General features: G+C 58.6%; 16 protein-coding genes and 1 rRNA gene. 8 read left to right on the top strand and 9 right to left on the bottom strand.

The features are described 5' to 3' along the window. The first annotated feature begins 109 nt into the window (after positions 1–109). A complete protein-coding gene (locus tag ADS46_RS07305) occupies positions 110–535 on the top strand; it encodes an HIT domain-containing protein (protein WP_066318225.1) in 426 nt (141 codons plus the stop codon). Here ADS46_RS07305 and ADS46_RS07300 read toward each other — a convergent pair. From ADS46_RS07300 to ADS46_RS07285, 4 genes are read right to left on the bottom strand one after another with little or no spacing between them, the layout of a single operon-like run. Further along, positions 532–1,572 carry a nickel/cobalt transporter gene (locus ADS46_RS07300; RefSeq protein WP_234346782.1) on the bottom strand — a complete coding sequence of 347 codons (1,041 nt, stop codon included), beginning with the start codon at positions 1,570–1,572 and terminating at the stop codon, positions 532–534. The genes ADS46_RS07305 and ADS46_RS07300 overlap by 4 nt on opposite strands. Further along, entirely contained in the window at positions 1,569–2,240 is a 672-nt protein-coding gene (locus ADS46_RS07295) for a DUF1007 family protein (RefSeq protein WP_420706107.1), read from the bottom strand. The genes ADS46_RS07300 and ADS46_RS07295 overlap by 4 nt, the downstream gene beginning before the upstream one ends. Next, positions 2,237–2,599, bottom strand: coding sequence for a hypothetical protein (locus ADS46_RS07290; protein ID WP_066318224.1), 363 nt, complete (start codon positions 2,597–2,599; stop codon positions 2,237–2,239). Before ADS46_RS07290 ends, ADS46_RS07295 begins: the two co-directional genes overlap by 4 nt. After that, positions 2,596–3,141: a hypothetical protein gene (locus tag ADS46_RS07285; protein ID WP_066318223.1), complete on the bottom strand. Its 546-nt coding sequence runs from the start codon at positions 3,139–3,141 to the stop codon at positions 2,596–2,598. The genes ADS46_RS07290 and ADS46_RS07285 overlap by 4 nt, the downstream gene beginning before the upstream one ends. A 92-nt stretch (positions 3,142–3,233) precedes the next feature. On the opposite strand from ADS46_RS07285, the gene ADS46_RS07280 reads away from it, so the two are divergent. After that, the gene (locus ADS46_RS07280; RefSeq protein ID WP_066318220.1) at positions 3,234–4,370 is read left to right on the top strand and encodes a glycerate kinase; all 1,137 of its coding nucleotides are present in this window, start codon (positions 3,234–3,236) and stop codon (positions 4,368–4,370) included. Between the two features lie 177 nt (positions 4,371–4,547). Next, a complete protein-coding gene (locus ADS46_RS07275) occupies positions 4,548–5,024 on the top strand; it encodes a Dps family protein (RefSeq protein ID WP_066318217.1) in 477 nt (158 codons plus the stop codon). Between the two features lie 57 nt (positions 5,025–5,081). Here the strand turns inward: ADS46_RS07275 and ADS46_RS07270 are convergent, their stop codons facing one another. Further along, a complete protein-coding gene (locus tag ADS46_RS07270) occupies positions 5,082–6,548 on the bottom strand; it encodes an aminoacyl-histidine dipeptidase (protein WP_066318215.1) in 1,467 nt (488 codons plus the stop codon). A 32-nt stretch (positions 6,549–6,580) separates the two neighbouring features. Then, positions 6,581–8,761, bottom strand: a complete 2,181-nt coding sequence (locus ADS46_RS07265) for a GNAT family N-acetyltransferase (protein WP_066318213.1) — start codon at positions 8,759–8,761, stop codon at positions 6,581–6,583. Between the two features lie 321 nt (positions 8,762–9,082). Here ADS46_RS07265 and dctP point away from each other — a divergent pair, with 321 nt between their 5' ends. The 4 genes from dctP (at position 9,083) to ADS46_RS07245 (ending at position 13,946) form a co-directional block, all read left to right on the top strand. After that, on the top strand, positions 9,083–10,186 hold the full coding sequence (gene dctP / locus ADS46_RS07260) for a TRAP transporter substrate-binding protein DctP (protein ID WP_066318211.1): 1,104 nt from the start codon (positions 9,083–9,085) through the stop codon (positions 10,184–10,186). 82 nt (positions 10,187–10,268) lie between these two features. Next, positions 10,269–10,772 carry a TRAP transporter small permease subunit gene (locus ADS46_RS07255; protein ID WP_066318209.1) on the top strand — a complete coding sequence of 168 codons (504 nt, stop codon included), beginning with the start codon at positions 10,269–10,271 and terminating at the stop codon, positions 10,770–10,772. After that, positions 10,769–12,094 carry a TRAP transporter large permease gene (locus tag ADS46_RS07250; protein ID WP_066318206.1) on the top strand — a complete coding sequence of 442 codons (1,326 nt, stop codon included), beginning with the start codon at positions 10,769–10,771 and terminating at the stop codon, positions 12,092–12,094. Before ADS46_RS07255 ends, ADS46_RS07250 begins: the two co-directional genes overlap by 4 nt. Before the next feature lie 172 nt (positions 12,095–12,266). Beyond that, positions 12,267–13,946, top strand: a complete 1,680-nt coding sequence (locus ADS46_RS07245; RefSeq protein WP_066318204.1) for an ABC transporter permease — start codon at positions 12,267–12,269, stop codon at positions 13,944–13,946. 20 nt (positions 13,947–13,966) lie between these two features. On the opposite strand, the gene ADS46_RS07240 is transcribed toward ADS46_RS07245, so the two are convergent. Continuing rightward, on the bottom strand, positions 13,967–15,079 hold the full coding sequence (locus ADS46_RS07240; RefSeq protein ID WP_066318202.1) for an ABC transporter ATP-binding protein: 1,113 nt from the start codon (positions 15,077–15,079) through the stop codon (positions 13,967–13,969). A 197-nt stretch (positions 15,080–15,276) separates the two neighbouring features. On the opposite strand from ADS46_RS07240, the gene ADS46_RS07235 reads away from it, so the two are divergent. Then, entirely contained in the window at positions 15,277–16,302 is a 1,026-nt protein-coding gene (locus tag ADS46_RS07235; RefSeq protein ID WP_066318199.1) for a Fe(3+) ABC transporter substrate-binding protein, read from the top strand. Positions 16,303–16,373: 71 nt separating this feature from the next. Here ADS46_RS07235 and ADS46_RS07230 read toward each other — a convergent pair whose 3' ends face one another. Together ADS46_RS07230 and rrf are read right to left on the bottom strand one after the other, a co-directional pair. Further along, positions 16,374–16,562, bottom strand: coding sequence for a hypothetical protein (locus ADS46_RS07230; protein ID WP_066318197.1), 189 nt, complete (start codon positions 16,560–16,562; stop codon positions 16,374–16,376). A 135-nt stretch (positions 16,563–16,697) separates the two neighbouring features. Next, positions 16,698–16,813, bottom strand: a 5S ribosomal RNA gene (gene rrf / locus ADS46_RS07225). Positions 16,814–16,986: the final 173 nt, after the last annotated feature.

The following is a 16,986-nucleotide window of genomic DNA, read 5'->3' as shown; positions in this document are numbered from 1 at the left end:
ACTTCAACTCAATTCGTATGAGCCAAAAGCACTTTCAGAGTAACAGCCTTTTCAGGATTACGCCTACTTTGCCGCGCACAGGATACACTCCCCATTAAGGAACCAAGTAATGACACCCTTTGTACTCGATGAACGCCTGGCTAACGACACGCAGCCACTGGCAGACTTGCCGCTCTGCCGCGCCCTGTTGATGCTCGACGCGCGCTATCCCTGGGTGGTCCTGGTGCCCAGGCGTGCTGCGCTGAGCGAGGTGTTTGAACTGACGCCCGACGATCAGCAACAACTCTGGCGGGAGGCGGGCCAGCTGGGCCAGGCAATGAAGGCTGCCTTTAACGGCGACAAGCTCAATATCGCCACGCTGGGTAACGTGGTCAGCCAGCTGCATGTACATGTGGTGATTCGCCATCATGACGACCACGCCTGGCCAGCGCCCGTTTGGGGCCACGGTAGTGCCGAGCCGTATTCACCCGGCGAGCAGCAGGCAATTCAGGCACGCCTCACGACGCTGATTGAAACGCTGGACTTAGGGGGCTAACCGCCGGTGAGCGGGTTGCCTGACCGAGACGGCGGCTCGCCCAACACCGGGTCACCCACAGGCTGGGCGATGCCCGCCGCCCAGAGGGAAACGCCCAGCGTCACGATCACGATGCCGCCCGCGAGCGCGACCCAGCCAGCTGCGCGCTGGGCACGTCGATGAGTCGCCCCCTGACGCACCAGGCGCCGCTGTGCCCAGCCCCGCGCCACCACACTGGCCAGCGCAAGCACCGATACGGTCAGCCCCGTACCCAACGACATGGCGGCAACAGCGGCCACCCCCACCACAAACTGACCCAGCAAGCCTGCAGCTCCCAGCATCAACACCGCCCCGCTGCACGGGCGCATGCCAATCGCACCGACGGTCAATAGCGCGGTGCGCCAATCCAGCGACTGCTGAGGGCTAATAGCGTGCCCCCCGCAGCATGCATGGTCGTGGTCGTGGTCGTGGTCGTGGTCGTGGTCGTGGTCGTGGTCGTGGTCGTGGTCGTGGTCGTGGTCGTGGTCGTGGTCGTGGTCGCTCACAGCATAAGCCCGGCGCAGTTGGCCGACAGCCCGCCAGCAAAGCCATACGCCCAGCGCCGCCACCAGAAGGAAACTGGCGTATTCCACCCATGCAACGCTGCCCATCGCCTGGCGCGTCACCCAGCCGAGGCCATAGACCAGGATGGCCACCAACCCGACGGCCGTTAGTCCCTGAAGCAACGCCGCGGCAAACGAAAGCCCCAGGGCACGCCCTACGGCACCGCCGTGAGACATCAAAAATGTTGCCAGCACCGCCTTCCCATGCCCTGGCCCGGCGGCATGAAACACGCCATAGCCGAAGCTTACGCCCATCAGTGCTGCCCAGGTGGCCGCCGCTGACTGCTCTGAAAGCGCCGTCAGCGCAAGGGTAAGCTCCCGGTGAAGGTCACGCTGCCAGCCGAGCAGGGTGTAACTCATTGACGCTAACCCGCCCTGCCACACGACAAGGCCGAAGACGCCAACCCCCAAGGCCAACAGGCATAGCAGCCCCCAGGGGAAACGCCGAGACATCATGGACACACCACCTGGCCCGTTTCGGCGAAATAACGCCCTAACCCGGATTCGCCGCTTTCATCGGCATCCAGAAGCGACGCCGCCATGACCTTCTCGGGATCCGGGTCAGCGGGCATGATGGTGAGCTCGCATTGGGGCATGTCACGCAGCACAAGGGCATTGTCGCTTGGCTGGTCACCTTCTGCTTCATGCACCACCTCAAGGTAATACGTCGGGTCATACACTTGATACGTGAGCGTGCTGCCGCTTAATGCTGGCGTGGATGCGAACGGCAGGATAAAAATAAACGTCAGTCGGTTATCGCGCCGCATGGCGGTGTATTCGCTCACCTCCTTCAGTGGCAGACGCTCACCATCCACCCGCACTTCGGTGAAGTAGCCTTGGCTTGAGAGATTGTTGCGTATTTCGCCGCCCAACTGATCCAGCCCTTCGTCGAGCGTCGCCCCATCAACACGTTGCAGTTCGTCGAACACCACCAGGCTATAGAAAGGATCCATTTGCCAGGTTTGGTGCAGCCCCGTTACCCGCCCCTGGTCATCGGTCAGCACGCGGACGCTGATATCGATCCATCCGTGGGGATGCGCCATGGCGCTCGCACTGACCAGCAGGCTCAACGCCCCCATAAAGCCCATCCATCCAGGCGTCAGCCAACGGGTTACAAACCTCATGGTGCCACCTCCAGGCGGCTCTGGAGCGCCACCAACCATGGATCCAGACGGTTCGGCGGTAACGGCTGCCCGCCACGCCACGCCGAAACGCGCACATGGCTTTCCCTGCCTACCTCATTCACCTCAAGCACTAACCGGTAACCAGGCCAGCGTGCCAACACGCCTTCGGCACGCCCAAGCGATAAATCGGCATGGCGCACGACATAACCTTGCTCGATCATCAGGCTAACTGCCGCACGAAAGGTGTCTTCAGCCGGTACCGGATAGACCAGTTCGCGTGGCTCTGGTGGCGGTGTTGTCGCGCAGCCGCTGAGCATTAGCAGAAGCAAGCCAGCCGCGACCCAGTGAATCACTCTCATGATGGGCTGTCTCCTGTGGCCGTATACGCGTCCAGGGCACGCTGGAATCGCGCGCAAAAATCGTCGGTACTGGCGCTACGCCCCGTGCGCAAACTGCCATACTGGTCAAACCGGCGGATATCGCGTGACACCCGCACGTGATGGTTATCCCACAGCAGCGATACACGCTCCACTTCAGTGGGCAACTGACCAAACCCACCGCCCAAGCCGACTCCCAAGTGCGACCGGCCGCCAATACCCATTCCACCGAACACGCTCAGCGACGTTCGAGAGCTGAAATGCGGCCAGGCGTAAAGGTCCGACGCGCCATGTAGCTCGCGCTCTCGACTGGCGCTTAACAGGCCTAGCCGGGTATCGCTTGCGTCCAGACTGAAACCCCATTCAGTCAGCACATCGACACTGGCAGTCAAGGTTGAAGACGCAGCGCTTGGAAAGTAGCACGCCTGGGAAGGCGGGGGGTCCGCATAGGGCAGTGATGACGGTACCGCCTGGCAGCCCCCAAGGGCGAGCAGGCATATGAAACTGAAAGGCATCCACTTCATAACCACTCCTTGGGTTGACGGGTGGCGCTGGTTTGCACCGACACGGCGCGCTAAGCTCACTCTACTGACCATGATCATTGAAAAGGGTGCCCATGCATATCCTGTTTTGCCCCGATAGTTTTAAAGACGCACTGAGCGCCGAAGAAGCGGCACATGCCATGGCCCGGGGCGCCGCACGGGCAGCCCCTGACCTTCATCCGCTGATCTGCCCATTGGCTGACGGCGGTGAAGGCAGCCTCGACGCCCTGATCGCGGCAACCGGGGCCGAGCGTCGTCAACAAACGGTGTTGGATGCCCTGGGGCGCCCGCGCCAGGCCCATTGGGGCTGGCTTACCGAGCAGCGTACCGCGTTTATTGAACTGGCAGAAGCCAGTGGGCTGCAACCCCTTACCGAGCAGGAGCGCGATGCGCGTTATACGTCTACCTATGGCGTAGGCCAACTGTTTCTCGCAGCACTGGATCACGGCGCAGAGAAAGCGCTGCTTTTATTGGGCGGTAGCGCCACCAACGATGGCGGTGCTGGCATGCTCCAGGCGCTGGGGGCTCGCTTGCTCGATAGCCAGGGGCAGGCGCTGCCTCCGGGCGGGGCAGCGCTTGCCGACCTGGCGACGCTGTCATTAGAGGAGCTGGACCCTCGGCTTGGCAAACTGGACATTGACGCCGCCGTGGATGTCGATAACCCCCTGCTGGGCGAGCACGGCGCCAGCGCCGTTTTCGGACCACAAAAAGGGGCGACCCCCGCTCAGGTTCAGCAACTTGACCAGGCGCTTGGCCACTTTGCCGACATCGCGGCCGATGTTCTGGGCCGGGATGACCGCGACCTGCCCGGCGCGGGGGCAGCGGGCGGCATGGGCTTTGCGGCGCACGCCTTCCTGGGCGCCACGCTGAAACCCGGCATCGACATGCTCATGCAGCAGGCCGGGTTTGACACCCTGCTTGCCCAGGCCGACCTGGTGATTACCGGTGAAGGGCGCCTGGACGGCCAGAGCCTTTCCGGCAAGACACCCATCGGCGTTGCGCGGGCGGCTGCGGGGCAACAGGTACCGGTGGTTGTATTAGCGGGCAGTCTGGGCGATGGCTGGCAGGCTTGTTTCCAGGAGGGCGTGACCGCCGCCTTTGCGCTTGCCGATGGCCCGATGCCGTTAAGCGACGCATTACCGCGCACGGCTGAGCTGCTTGAAGCCCGCTGCGAAAACCTGATTCGGCTCTGGCGGGCGGCCCGCCCTTGAAAAGCGACGACTTCGTCAGCACTTAATAGCTACAGACTTAATGGCTACACATTGATAGGTAATGGGCTAGCGCTATGGCGGCAATGCAAAAAACCTGCTTTGCAACCCACGCTCGCCCACTTAACCTGAACACCAACGTCAGTCGCCGCACAGCGGCGCTCACCAAGGAGCCAAAATATGTCCGATACCAACAGCATCGGTCTTCACGAAGGCAGCGCCACCCAGTTGGCTGAGAAGCTCAATCACCTGCTCGCCAACTACCAGATTTTTTACATGAACGTTCGTGGCTATCACTGGAACGTCAGGGGTAATGATTTTTTTGAGCTGCACGCCAAGTTCGAAGAATTTTACACCGACCTGCTGACGAAAGTGGATGAGGTTGCCGAGCGCATCCTGACATTGGGCCACAAACCGGTCCACGCCTATAGCGACTACATCAAGCTCTCGCGGATCGAGGAAGACAAAGACGTCCATGACGGCACCGCCTGCGTCAATGGCGTATTGCGCGGCTATCAAGCGCTGATCGAACTGCAGCGTGAGCTGCTGTCCATCGCGTCAGACGCCGACGATGAAGGCACCGCCTCGCAGGCAAGCGATTACATCCGCGAGCAGGAAAAAACCGTCTGGATGCTGAACGCCTACCTCAGTAAATAAGCGCTTCAGCCGCCAGTCACCGAATAAAAACGGCACCCATCGGGTGCCGTTTCGGGTTCAGGGGTTATGCGCCAGGTCTTCCACCAACGCTCTCAACAAGCCCCAGAACTCGTCCACCGTTGCCAGTTCAACGCGCTCATCCGGCGAGTGCGCGCCGCGAATTGTCGGGCCGAATGACAGCATATCGAGGTGTGGGTATTTACTGCCCAGAATGCCGCACTCGAGCCCCGCATGAATCACCTTGACCGCTGGCTGTTTGCCTAACAGCGACTGGTGGCAGGCGTTAAAGCGCTTGAGCAGGTCACCGTCGGGATTGGGTACCCAGCCCGGGTAGCCGTGCTCGACATTGACCCTTGCCCCGATCAGTCCAAACAGCGCTTTAAAACGGTCCGCCATGGCCACGACGGCGCTGTCGTGCAGCGAGCGCACCAGTGCACAAAGGTGAAAGCGCCCTTTATCCAGGCTCACCACCCCCAGGTTATTGGACGTTTCAACCACGCCGGGCACATCGGCACTCATCCGTTCGACGCCACAGGGGGCGGCATGCAACGCGGCCACCAGCATGGTGCTGGCATCCAGTGTCAGCGGCTCAACGTCTCCGCTTGGGCTGATGGGCTCGGCAATCAGCCGCATACCCTCATCGCCGCTGCCCAGCTCGCGCTGCAGCGTCTGCGTCAGCTCGTTGACAATAGCCAGCGCCTCTTGCTGCTCGTCAACAGGCAGGGCGATATCGGCGAAGGCTTCGCGAGGGATCGCATTGCGCAATGTGCCACCCTGATAGCTCAGCAATCGGGCATCGACATCCTCGAGTGAGCGCAGTACGCGCACCAACAGGCGGTTGGCGTTACCCAGCGGCTGATGGATATCCAACCCCGAATGACCACCCTTCAATCCCGTCAGCGACAGCCTGAGCAGGCACTCGTCGTCCCTGAGTGCGGCGCTGGGCAGCTGGGCATTCACGACCACATCAGCCCCGCCCGCACAGCCAATAAACACCTCGCCGTGATCCTCGCTGTCGAGGTTCAGCAGGCGCTCTCCTTCCAGCCAGTTTTCGGCCAGATGCAGGGCACCGCCCATTGACGTTTCTTCCTCAAGGGTAAACAAGGCCTCCAGAGGGCCATGGGTTAGCTCTGGGTCCTCAAGCAGCGCCAGAATCGCGGCCACGCCGAGGCCATTATCAGCCCCCAGGGTCGTGCCCTCGGCATGCAGCCAGCCGTCAGCGATATAGGTCGCGATCGGGTCACGCTGGAAGTCATGCGCGTGACCGGCATTGGCTTGAGCCACCATATCCAGATGGCCCTGCAGAATAAGCCCAGGAACGTGTTCATACCCCGGAGTAGCTGACTTGCACAGACGCAAATTGCCAAAGGCATCACGGTCGTGGGTCATGCCTTGTGTCTCTGCCCAGGCTTCCAGCAGCTCAACAAGCTGGGCCTCATGGCCGGATGGGCGAGGCGTATTACACAGCGTACGAAAATGCTGCCACACAAGTGTTGGGGTCAGCGCATCAAGATGTTCGTTCATGGAAACTCTTTATCATGGATAACCGGCTTACTTTAACGGTCCCGGGCAGCGGGGGGAAGCGGTTGCTGAGCCCAAAGGGTTCGCACCGCCTCGCGTAGCGCTCGCACGGACACGCTCGGCGCATCGGCAAGCGGCTGATTCTGGAACGCCCAGGCGGCCAGTTGCTGGTGTGCTGATTGACCCGTGGCCGACAGCGGCCAGCGACTCGCTTCGCGGGCCAGTGCCTGCAAGGACGACCGGGCAAGGGAAGGGGACCGATGCGCTGTCGCCACATCGTCGATGTCCTGCCATTCAACCGCGGTCAACGGCTGCTCGGGCAGTTCGCTGATCACCAGGCTCACCACCTCGGCAGGCAAACGCGCCAGTTCAAATGCCAACAAGTTGGGCAGCAGGGCGACAAACCGTTCGGAAAGGGCATCCAGCACTTTTTCACCTGCCGGGTTCAAGGCGCTTGCCACCATGATGGCGAACTCGCCGCTGGAAGGTTCACGGGTAACGCCCAGGCGCACCGTTCTAAACCCTTCGGCACGCCAGAAACGCAGCAGCCCCGCATCCGCGCCAAAGGTCGCGCCATACAGCATGACGCCCTGATCGGCGGCTTGTTGCCGATCGTCACTCAACAGCCTGCCCCCCAACCCCTGACGACGCCAGCCAGGGTGGCAGGCAATACGAACCACCCGCCGCCAACGCGCTGTCAGCGCACCCCGGCAGCCCGCATGCGCCGCCAGTGACTGAGCCATTAAATGCCCCTGGGGGCGGCGCTCTCCGCGCGCCACCTGATCAGCAAGGTCCGTTGCAAAGCCTCCTTCTTCACGGGTGACCAGCACTGCCTGTGGCCGTTGCTGCTGGCCGATAACGCGCAGGCGCATACCGGGGCCATCCAGCAACTGGCGCAAGTCGCTGGGGGTCGTGCGATAGTGAGACTGCACCAGCAGACCAAATAGCGGGGCCAGCGCCGCCTCGTTCTGGGCCAATTCATCGCGGGGGACTGCGTACGAAGCCGATGGTCGCGATAATGCTTCCTTAGTGGTAGGTAACGGCGCGTTCAATAGCAGTAGCTGATTGAGCGTTGTCTCAAGCGGATCCGCCGCCTGCCAGCGAACCGGTGTATTAAGCGTAAGGGCCTTCCAGTCCGGTGTCTGCACATCAAGTACGTGACGAAAACGCAGCGCAAACCCGCGCCCGGACCCCTCGTAACCATGGACGGTGGTGGCAAACGCAAGTCTCGGAAAGGCGGCCAGCCATTGTGCTAACAGCGCTGGCGGTAGCGCTGCGGCTTCATCGACCATCAGGTAGCTGCCGTCGCCACCCAGCGTTCCTGATGCCAGGTGTTCGCCAAGCGCATCGGGCGCAACGAACAAAAGTTCAGCGCCGTTGGTGAAGGTAAATCGCTCTGGGGTGGCTCGATTGCCATCGGGACATAGCGCCACGACACGCTCAAACACAGCTTCCACGGCGGCCAGGCGTGGCGCGGTGACAATCACCCGCGAGGTTCTCTGCTGCTGTAGCAATCGAACACAGGCAATGCCCAGCGCGGCGCTTTTACCCCGGCCTCGGTCGGCGGTGATGACCAGCGGTCGCCGTCGTTTGAGACCGACCAGTGCCCTGACGGCAGCCGCCTGATCCAGGGTGATGCAATCGGCATCTTCGGGCTTTTGCATTATCGGCGGCGTTGCCACGAGGCGCCCCAGTCGAGGCAGCGCTCCGGGTACCCAGCGGATGATCCGTTCTGACGCTTTCAACTGAGCGGCCAGACGTGCCAGGTAGCGCGCTGTCAGGTCGCTCCACTGCCAGGGGGCGTCGGCAATGCGCACGTAGTCCGGGTCGGGCTCCCGCCCCCAGTCATCAGGCGTTATCAACAAAAGCAGCCCCCCCGCTGTCAGGGTCCCGCCAATGGCACCTAACGCATCAGGATTGAAGCCACCGGCGTGGTCATGGGCATTGACCACCACCAGTTGATGCTCGGAACCGAGCCAGTGAATGGCCTGATTGGCTTTCATTGCAGGCTGAACGGGAGCACCCTTGCCTATCCATAGTGGGGAATGCCAAGCCTGGGCTTGCCATAGCGCAACCGCCAGCGCTTCACATTGCCTGGCACCGCCTTGCAGCCAGACGAGCTGACGCCAACGCCGCCTCTCCAGCTGTCTTGCCCGTTGAACCAGTAGCGTGATCGACCGTGACACTACCGCTTCGCCGGTTGATAACGACGACATAAGATCTCCTCGACGGGATAGACAGCTTACAACTTTGGTTGCATCACCGAGACCCTTTCAACGTTTTTCACACTTAGGTGTTGTCGCCCGAACGCCCCAGTAACCAACTAACCACATGATTTTTATATAAATAAGAAACATCTTCACTCTGCTTGTCAGCCCTCGACCTGGCACAGCACGGATGTTGCATTGCAACGGCCTGAATGTGCTAATTTAAGCATGCAGGGTAATTCATTCCTTTACGTAAACGTAATGCATGCCAACTGCACGAACTGCATCCACATCTCCTAATAAATCTAACGGCGACCAACAGGATCCAACATGAAAAAAACTGCCAAGTTTGCCATTACAAGTCTCGCTGCCGGTGTTGCATTGGCAGCCATCTCCTCGACCGCTCATGCCCAGCAAGAGTGGACCATGACCACGACATGGCCAGACAACCTGGACCTCATTAAAATTGACCAGCATTGGGTCGAGTTGGTCAACCAGTTGGCAGGCGACGAGCTGCAGATCAACTTCCGCGCTGGCGGCACGCTGATGCCCGGCACCGAGGTATTTGACGCCACCGAAACCGGTGCTATCCAGGCATCGGGCGACTGGCCCGGCTACTGGGCAGGCCGTAGCCCGGCGTTTTCGCCCCTCGCCACGACCACCAGCCTGTTCAACGGCGTTGATTACCTCAACTGGATTCAGCAGTGGGGTGGCTGGGACCTCTATCAAGAAGTATATGGCAACTACAACATGGTGTATCTGCCCTACGGGATCACCAATAACGAATCCGGTTTCATGGGCAACACGCCCATCGAAAGCATTGCCGACCTTGAAGGCAAGCGCCTGCGCCTGTCAGGCCGTGACCAGGGCCGCGTCCTTGAAGAGCTGGGTGGCTCACAGGTCACGCTGGCCGGTGGTGAAGTTTACCAGGCGATCGAGCGCGGCGTGATCGATGCGGGTGAGTTCTCTACACCGGGCGTCGACTATAACGCCGGCTTCTCCGAAGTGGCCGATTACTGGTCAACCCCAGGCTGGCACCAATCGGCGAGTGTCTTCGGTGTAATGATCAACAAGGATGCCTGGGATGAGCTTTCCGAGGAAACCCAGGAAACCCTGAAAATCGCTGCCGACGCGACGATGGCGTGGTCGCTGGCATGGTCAGAGCGTCAGTCCACCGAGGCCACCGTGAAATTCCAGGAAGATGGCGTCGAAATCAGCACGCTCTCGGCTGAAGACCTTGCCACCATCCAGGACGCGACCAACGAAGTGATTCTGCGCGGCGCATGTGAAGACCCGATGCACGCAAAAGTTTACCACTCCATGATCAGCTATATGGAGCACTACGCGAACTGGCGTGACATCACCGTGCCATTCAACATGAGCCGTTCCATCGACAACCTGCCATCGCTCGAAGAAATCGAAGCCTGCATGTAATTAATCGTCGATAACCGCCCCGATGTCAGCGTCGGGGCGGTTTTTACGTCTAGTGCCATTATCCGGAATCGGGAGATAACTCATGCATGCGATCGCAGCAGCCATTGACAGGTTCAATGAGCTATTTGGGCGAATTGTTGCACCCCTTATCGCGGTTATCACACTGATTGTGTTGTATGACATCGCGATGCGTTTTTTCCTTGGGCGCCCAAGCGACTGGGCCTTTGACGTGACCAAAATGCTCTTCGGCGCTCACTTTATGCTGATGGCCGCCTATGGACTTCGTCATCACGCGCATGTGGAAGTCGACGTGCTAAAGCGTCTGTTAGCCCGCAAGAAACAGGCGGTCCTGGAAATCATCGGCTATGCGGTATTTTTCATCCCGTTTATCTGGCTGATGCTGACCTACGGCTGGCTTTTTTTCGAACGCTCCATCAGCCGTGGCGAGACCACTTACGGTATGGTTTCCATTCCGGTGTATCCCGTGAAAGGGGTGATTGTCCTGGCAGCCGTTTTGATTTTGCTGCAGGCCATTGCCATCGTGCTGCGCGCTATTATTCAACTGCGTGAGGAGAACCACGCATGAGTGCAGAATTATTGACTCTGGTGATGTTTGGCGGCCTGCTAGTCGGCCTGTTCATGGGTCATCCACTAGCGTTTGTGCTGGGGGGCGTGGCCGTTATTGGCGCTTTTCTGGGTCCTGGCGCCAACACCCTTGGCATTATTATCAACAACGTCTATGGCAACGCCATGGATAACTACGTGCTCGTGGCCATCCCCCTGTTTATCCTGATGGCGCGGTTTTTGAACGACTCAGGCGTGACCGAGAAAATGTTCGATGTCATGCGATTGTTGCTCGCCAACCTGCGCGGCGGGCTAGCGCTGACGGTGGTCGTAGTCTCGGTGTTGCTCGCTGCCACAACAGGGATTGTCGGTGCGTCCATTGCGGTGATGGGCATGATTGCCCTGGTACCGATGCTCAAGTACGGCTATAACAAAGAGCTGAGTGCCGGTGTCATCATGGCCAGCGGCTGCCTTGGGATCTTGATTCCGCCCAGCATCATGTTAATCCTGATGGCGAGCTACTCCCCCGTCTCGGTGGGTGCGCTATTTGCCGGGGCGCTGGTGCCCGGCTTGATACTCGGCGTCATGTATGCGCTTTATGTGCTGATCATTTGCTATGTAAAACCCTCCTACGGCCCGAAGGTGCCAGCAGCGGAACGCGCCGAAGTCAGCACTCGGCAGCTTATGGTCATGCTTGCAAAGTACGTGGTTCCGCCGATGTCATTGATTCTGGGCGTATTGGGGGCATTGTTTACCGGTATTGCAACGGCGACCGAAGCGTCCGCTATCGGGGTTTTCATCGCCTTTATCCTGTTCATGATTTTCGGCGACCGCAAGCTCTCCACCTGCTACAGCACCATGATCGAAGCGGGCAAAACCACCACGATGGTAATGCTGGTACTGGTCGGCGCCACGGCGTTTACCGGGGTATTTTCGATTGGTGGCGGTATGGAGGTCATCAGCGAGGTCGTCCTTTCCATGCCAGGTGGTACGTTCGGCGCTCTGCTGCTGATGCTCTTTCTGGTATTCATTCTGGGAATGTTCCTGGACTGGACGGGAATCGTGCTGCTCAGCTTCCCCATCATGCTGCCGATTGTCGAGACGATGGGCATCGATGTGCTGTGGTTCGTGGTGATGGTCGCCGTTGTGCTCCAGACCTCCTTCCTTACCCCCCCATTCGGCTATGCCTTGTTTTACCTGAAGGGGGTGGCACCGCCTGGCGTTGAGATCGTTGACCTCTACAAAGCGGTTATTCCGTTTGTGGCGCTCATTCTATTCGCGTGCGCACTGATGGCTTTCTTCCCCGTCCTGATTACCGGCTTACCCAGCTTATTGGTCGGTTGATCTTCATCATCCTTCAAGTCGTTCAGCCCGGCATAAAGCCGGGCTTTTTTTGGGTAACACTTGACCCGATGCCAAGTGGCTGCAGCCATCGGCGGCCGATGGTACTATTCCTCGCCGCACGCGCCTTATGTCGTCGCTGCGATACCCGTTTGCTTTTGCTAGGAGTCTTCACGTGTCCCGCTCCACTTCTGGTGAGTTAGCCGCACAGCAGCCCAGTCCTCAGCGAAAACTGACTCCCTGGTCGGCAGTACTCATCGGCGTCGCATTGATAGTGGCACTGCCTGTCATCGTGGTATTTGCGCATATTGCGCTGCCGACCGATGGCGTATGGCAACACCTTGCCAGCACGGTGCTGCCGCGCTACCTGAACAATACCTTTTGGCTTGTCGTCTGGGTGGGGCTTGGTGCCCTGATCATCGGCACAGGCAGCGCCTGGCTGGTCGTCATGTGCCGCTTTCCGGGCAAGCGATTATTCGAGTGGGCATTACTTCTACCACTGGCGGTACCCACCTATGTGATCGCCTACGCCTATACCGACTTCTTACAATTTGCTGGCCCCTTGCAAAGTACCCTGCGTGACATGTTCGGCTGGGAACATGGCGATTATTTTTTTCCTAACGTCCGCTCGTTAGGCGGTGCCGCCACCCTTATCACCATGGTGCTTTACCCCTATGTTTACCTGCTAGCCCGTGCCTCCTTTCTAGAACAGTCGGTATGCGTTCTCGACGTAGGCCGTACGCTGGGTCGCGGCCCCTGGCGTCTTTTTTTCAGCATCGCGGTTCCGTTGGCACGTCCGGCGCTGGTGGGCGGCGTATCGTTGGTGCTGATGGAAACCCTCAATGAGTTTGGGGCAGTGCAGTTCTTTGGTGTCGACACTTTCACCACCGGTATCTATCGCACCTGGTTCGGCATGGGTGAGCCCGTGGCGGCGGCTCAGCTAGCTGCCTGCCTGCTCAGCTTCGTCATTGTTCTGGTATTACTGGAGCGCTGGTCTCGCGGCAAGCGGCGCTACTTCCATACCACCAACCGTTATCAGCAATTGCCCGAATATGCGCTTCACGGATGGCGGGCAGCGGCCGCCACAGCGGCATGCGCCATTCCGATCATCGTCGGTTTTCTGCTGCCCAGCGGTATTCTTCTCGATTTGGCGTTGACGGAAGGAGATTCACTGTGGGGGGAACGCTTTATCGGCTTTGCCTGGAACAGTCTAAGTCTGGCGGCGCTTGCAGCGATCATCGCTGTCGGCACGGCGGTACTGCTCAGCTATGGCGTTCGGGTGCATGACACCGCGCTTGCGCGCTTTACGACACGTATTTCGGCGATGGGCTATGCCATTCCCGGTTCGGTGGTGGCCGTGGGCATTCTGATTCCCTTCGCCTGGCTGGATAACATGATCAATACGGGCTTGCAGGCGTACAACGGTCAGATCATTGGCCTGGTCTTCAGCGGCTCGGCCTTCATCCTGCTCTACGCCTACGTCGTGCGCTTTTTAGCCGTTTCCTTCAATGCCGTAGAAGCCAGTCTCGGCAAGGTCACCCCCAGCATGGACGCTGCCTCTCGCACCCTTGGTCAAACGGCGGGTGGTACATTGCGCTACGTGCACACGCCCTTGATGCGCAGCAGCTTGCTTGCGGCGGGCATTCTGGTATTTGTCGATGTCATGAAAGAACTTCCCGCAACCGTCATACTGCGGCCGTTCAACTTCGATACGCTTGCCGTCAGAGCGCACAACCTGGCGTCTGATGAACGCCTGGCTGAAGCCTCTACTTCATCACTGGCGATCGTTGTGGTCGGCATTCTGCCAGTGATACTGCTGAGTATGGCCATGCGTCGCTCACGCCCTGGAACATAGCCGTAACTGTCCAGAAGTCGTTAACGGTCCTCAGCGGCGCGGGGAAACACGAACACCTGCGACAAATCCAGGTGAATATCGATCGGTTGCCCTTCAGCGGGCAGAAAAACCCCAGGGACCCTGGCATGCAAGTGGGCTTCCTGGCCGTCGTCTGCATGGGCACAAAGATGCAGCAGGCTACTACGACCGAGTAACTTGGCCATCACGATATGGCTATGTGCATGGGAGTTGACAGGCAGGTCCCGCTCGATGATACGCAAGGCTTCCGGGCGAATCATCACTTGCACGGCCGTCCCATCAGCGATGCCCTCAGCAGGCACCCACCCCACAGGCGTTGTAACATGCCCCTCTTCAACCACGCCTTCGATCTCATTGACCTCACCAAAAAACGTCACCACGAACGGGTCTTTGGGTGAACAGTAGAGTTCTCTTGGCGTGCCTGTTTGCACAATGCGCCCCTCGCGCATCAGCGCAATACGATCCGCCATGAACATGGCTTCTTCCGGATCATGGGTCACCAGCAAGGTCGCAGCCCCGACCTTTTTTAAAACGTGCAGTGTATCGTCGCGTATCCTATCCCTAAGCCGCGCGTCCAGGCTTGAAAAGGGTTCATCCAATAGCATCAGCCTCGGCTCGGGCGCCAACGCCCGGGCAAGGGCCACACGCTGCTGCTGCCCGCCTGACAGCATATGGGGATAGGTCGACGCATAGTTGGCCATCCCCAACTGAGATAACAACTCCTCGGCACGCTCACGCCTGGCACTGGCCGACAAGTGCTTCAGGCCAAAGGTGACGTTTTCCAGCACGGACAGATGAGGGAATAGCGCCGAGTCTTGAAACGCCAGCCCCACGTTACGCTTTTCTGGCGGCACGTGACGTAGTCCTGGCGCGGCAATGTGTTCATCTTGCAAGCTGACGCTGCCTTCTTGCAGCGTTTCCAAACCCGCTGCAATACGCAGCAAGGTGGTCTTGCCGCAGCCGGAAGGACCAAGCAGACACACCACCTCTCCCGGTGCCACGGTTAGGTCCACACCCTTCACAACGGTATGCTGACCAAAGGCGTGCTGCACCTGATGCATCGTTAGCGCCGTCTCATTAAGCGCTTTTTGCGCCGCCTTTATGGTTGCTGTCATTGACCCACCGCTCTATTCACGATTGCCTGCAACAGACAACCCTACAATACGTTTGAAAGTAATTAACATTCTATTTTCTATTTACTCTATATGCACGCTTCAACGGTAAGTCGCCTTGACGTTAACGGTGCAAAAAGCTCTAATAATCTAGTTAATAATACAACTTATTATCATTAGCAACGTAAGGATTATCGCCAATGAAAACTGCACGTTTCGCCGCCCCTATCGCGGTTGCTCTTGCCAGCTCCGCCTTCGCAAGCCACGCCCTAGCGGATGAGCTTAATGTCTACTCTGCTCGTCATTACGATTCTGACGAGCGGCTTTACGATGCATTTACCGAAGAGACAGGTATTGAAGTCAATATTCTGGAAGGTGATTCCGATCAACTGATCGAACGCATCCAGCGCGAGGGCGTCGCCAGCCCTGCCGATATCATGATGACGGTTGATGCTGGCAGGCTATGGCGCGCTGAACAGGAGGGCATTTTCCAGGGCATCGAGTCCGACGTGCTCGCTGAACGTCTCCCCGAATCCATGCGCCACCCTGAAGGCATGTGGTTCGGGTTTAGCCAGCGCGCACGGGCGATCTACTACAACCGTGAGAACGTGGATCCCAGCGACATCACGCGTTATGAAGACCTTGCCAGCGACGACCTTGGGTATAGCGTCTGCATTCGTTCGTCCAATAACATCTACAACCAGTCCCTGCTCGCTTCAATGATCGAACATCACGGAGAGGAAGGCGCTGAAGAATGGGCTCAGGGCGTTGTCGATAACATGGCACGTGACCCAGAAGGCGGTGATACCGACCAGATCCTTGGTGTCGCCAGCGGCGCATGCGACCTCGCCGTCGCCAACCACTATTACTACGTGCGCCTGCTGAAGTCGGACGATGAAGCAGATCGCGAGGCTGCACGCAAAGTAGGCATCATTTTCCCCAATCAGGATGACCGAGGCGCTCACGTCAATGTTGGCGGAGCCGGTGTCGTCGAAGGTGCGCCCAACCGCGAAAACGCCGTGGAATTCCTTGAGTTCCTGGCATCCGATACGGCTCAGGAAATCTTCGCTTCGGGTAACAATGAATTCCCCGTCGTGAATAACGTCAAGCGTGACCCTGTCCTCGAATCATGGGGCAACTTCAAAAAGGATGACGTCAATATCAACATTCTGGGAGAAAACAATCCCGAAGCGATTCGTATCTTTGATCGGGTTGAATGGCGTTAATACCCAGCGTTAACCATGCAAAAAGCCCCACGATCGAACGTGGGGCTTTTTTGTCACTGCATTACAGCCGCTTACTCTTCAGCAGCTTCTTCCATTTCGTCACCGGCCTCTTCCATTTCATCGCCAGCTTCTTCCATGGTTTCATCAATATTTTCACCCGCTTCTTCTGCCGGGCCCTGATCATCGCCACAGGCGGTCAAACCAACGGCGAGGAATGCGAGTAAAAGTGCCACACCAATCGTTTTGAATCCTTTATACATCACCATGCTCCTTCTATCACGGTAGTAAACAGTCAAGTGCCGCTACATATTAGATGCCACACATGAATCACGCCAATAAATGGCATTTAAAAACAAAAAACCCAGCCGGTTGGCTGGGTTTTCTGCGGTATAGGTGCCTGACGATGACCTACTCTCGCATGGGGAGACCCCACACTACCATCGGCGCGAAGCGGTTTCACTGCTGAGTTCGGCAAGGGATCAGGTGGTTCACGCTTGCTATGGTCGTCAGGCGTAACTGTTAATGCATATCATGCTGGCTGTGTTTTGTGTGCGTCTCTTACCAAGCCCTGTGTCATCAACACTTGGCTCAGTACGCGTATCCGGTTCTTCCATCGTTATCATCACGACCAGACCCCTTGGGTGTTATAGGGTCAAGCCTCACGGGCCATTAGTACACGTTAGC

Origin of the sequence: Halomonas sp. G11 (assembly GCF_001663515.1) — a bacterium.
GTDB lineage: Bacteria > Pseudomonadota > Gammaproteobacteria > Pseudomonadales > Halomonadaceae > Vreelandella.
This window is presented reverse-complemented; position numbering and strand designations above follow the sequence as displayed.

Bases quoted from the DNA above. Each gene is read 5' to 3' on its own strand.
- ADS46_RS07305 (WP_066318225.1), top strand. From the start codon at position 110: ATGACACCCTTTGTACTCGATGAACGCCTGGCTAACGACACGCAGCCA.
- ADS46_RS07300 (WP_234346782.1), bottom strand. From the start codon at position 1,572: ATGATGTCTCGGCGTTTCCCCTGGGGGCTGCTATGCCTGTTGGCCTTG.
- ADS46_RS07295 (WP_420706107.1), bottom strand. From the start codon at position 2,240: ATGAGGTTTGTAACCCGTTGGCTGACGCCTGGATGGATGGGCTTTATG.
- ADS46_RS07290 (WP_066318224.1), bottom strand. From the start codon at position 2,599: ATGAGAGTGATTCACTGGGTCGCGGCTGGCTTGCTTCTGCTAATGCTC.
- ADS46_RS07285 (WP_066318223.1), bottom strand. From the start codon at position 3,141: ATGAAGTGGATGCCTTTCAGTTTCATATGCCTGCTCGCCCTTGGGGGC.
- ADS46_RS07280 (WP_066318220.1), top strand. From the start codon at position 3,234: ATGCATATCCTGTTTTGCCCCGATAGTTTTAAAGACGCACTGAGCGCC.
- ADS46_RS07275 (WP_066318217.1), top strand. From the start codon at position 4,548: ATGTCCGATACCAACAGCATCGGTCTTCACGAAGGCAGCGCCACCCAG.
- ADS46_RS07270 (WP_066318215.1), bottom strand. From the start codon at position 6,548: ATGAACGAACATCTTGATGCGCTGACCCCAACACTTGTGTGGCAGCAT.
- ADS46_RS07265 (WP_066318213.1), bottom strand. From the start codon at position 8,761: ATGTCGTCGTTATCAACCGGCGAAGCGGTAGTGTCACGGTCGATCACG.
- dctP (WP_066318211.1), top strand. From the start codon at position 9,083: ATGAAAAAAACTGCCAAGTTTGCCATTACAAGTCTCGCTGCCGGTGTT.
- ADS46_RS07255 (WP_066318209.1), top strand. From the start codon at position 10,269: ATGCATGCGATCGCAGCAGCCATTGACAGGTTCAATGAGCTATTTGGG.
- ADS46_RS07250 (WP_066318206.1), top strand. From the start codon at position 10,769: ATGAGTGCAGAATTATTGACTCTGGTGATGTTTGGCGGCCTGCTAGTC.
- ADS46_RS07240 (WP_066318202.1), bottom strand. From the start codon at position 15,079: ATGACAGCAACCATAAAGGCGGCGCAAAAAGCGCTTAATGAGACGGCG.
- ADS46_RS07235 (WP_066318199.1), top strand. From the start codon at position 15,277: ATGAAAACTGCACGTTTCGCCGCCCCTATCGCGGTTGCTCTTGCCAGC.
- ADS46_RS07230 (WP_066318197.1), bottom strand. From the start codon at position 16,562: ATGTATAAAGGATTCAAAACGATTGGTGTGGCACTTTTACTCGCATTC.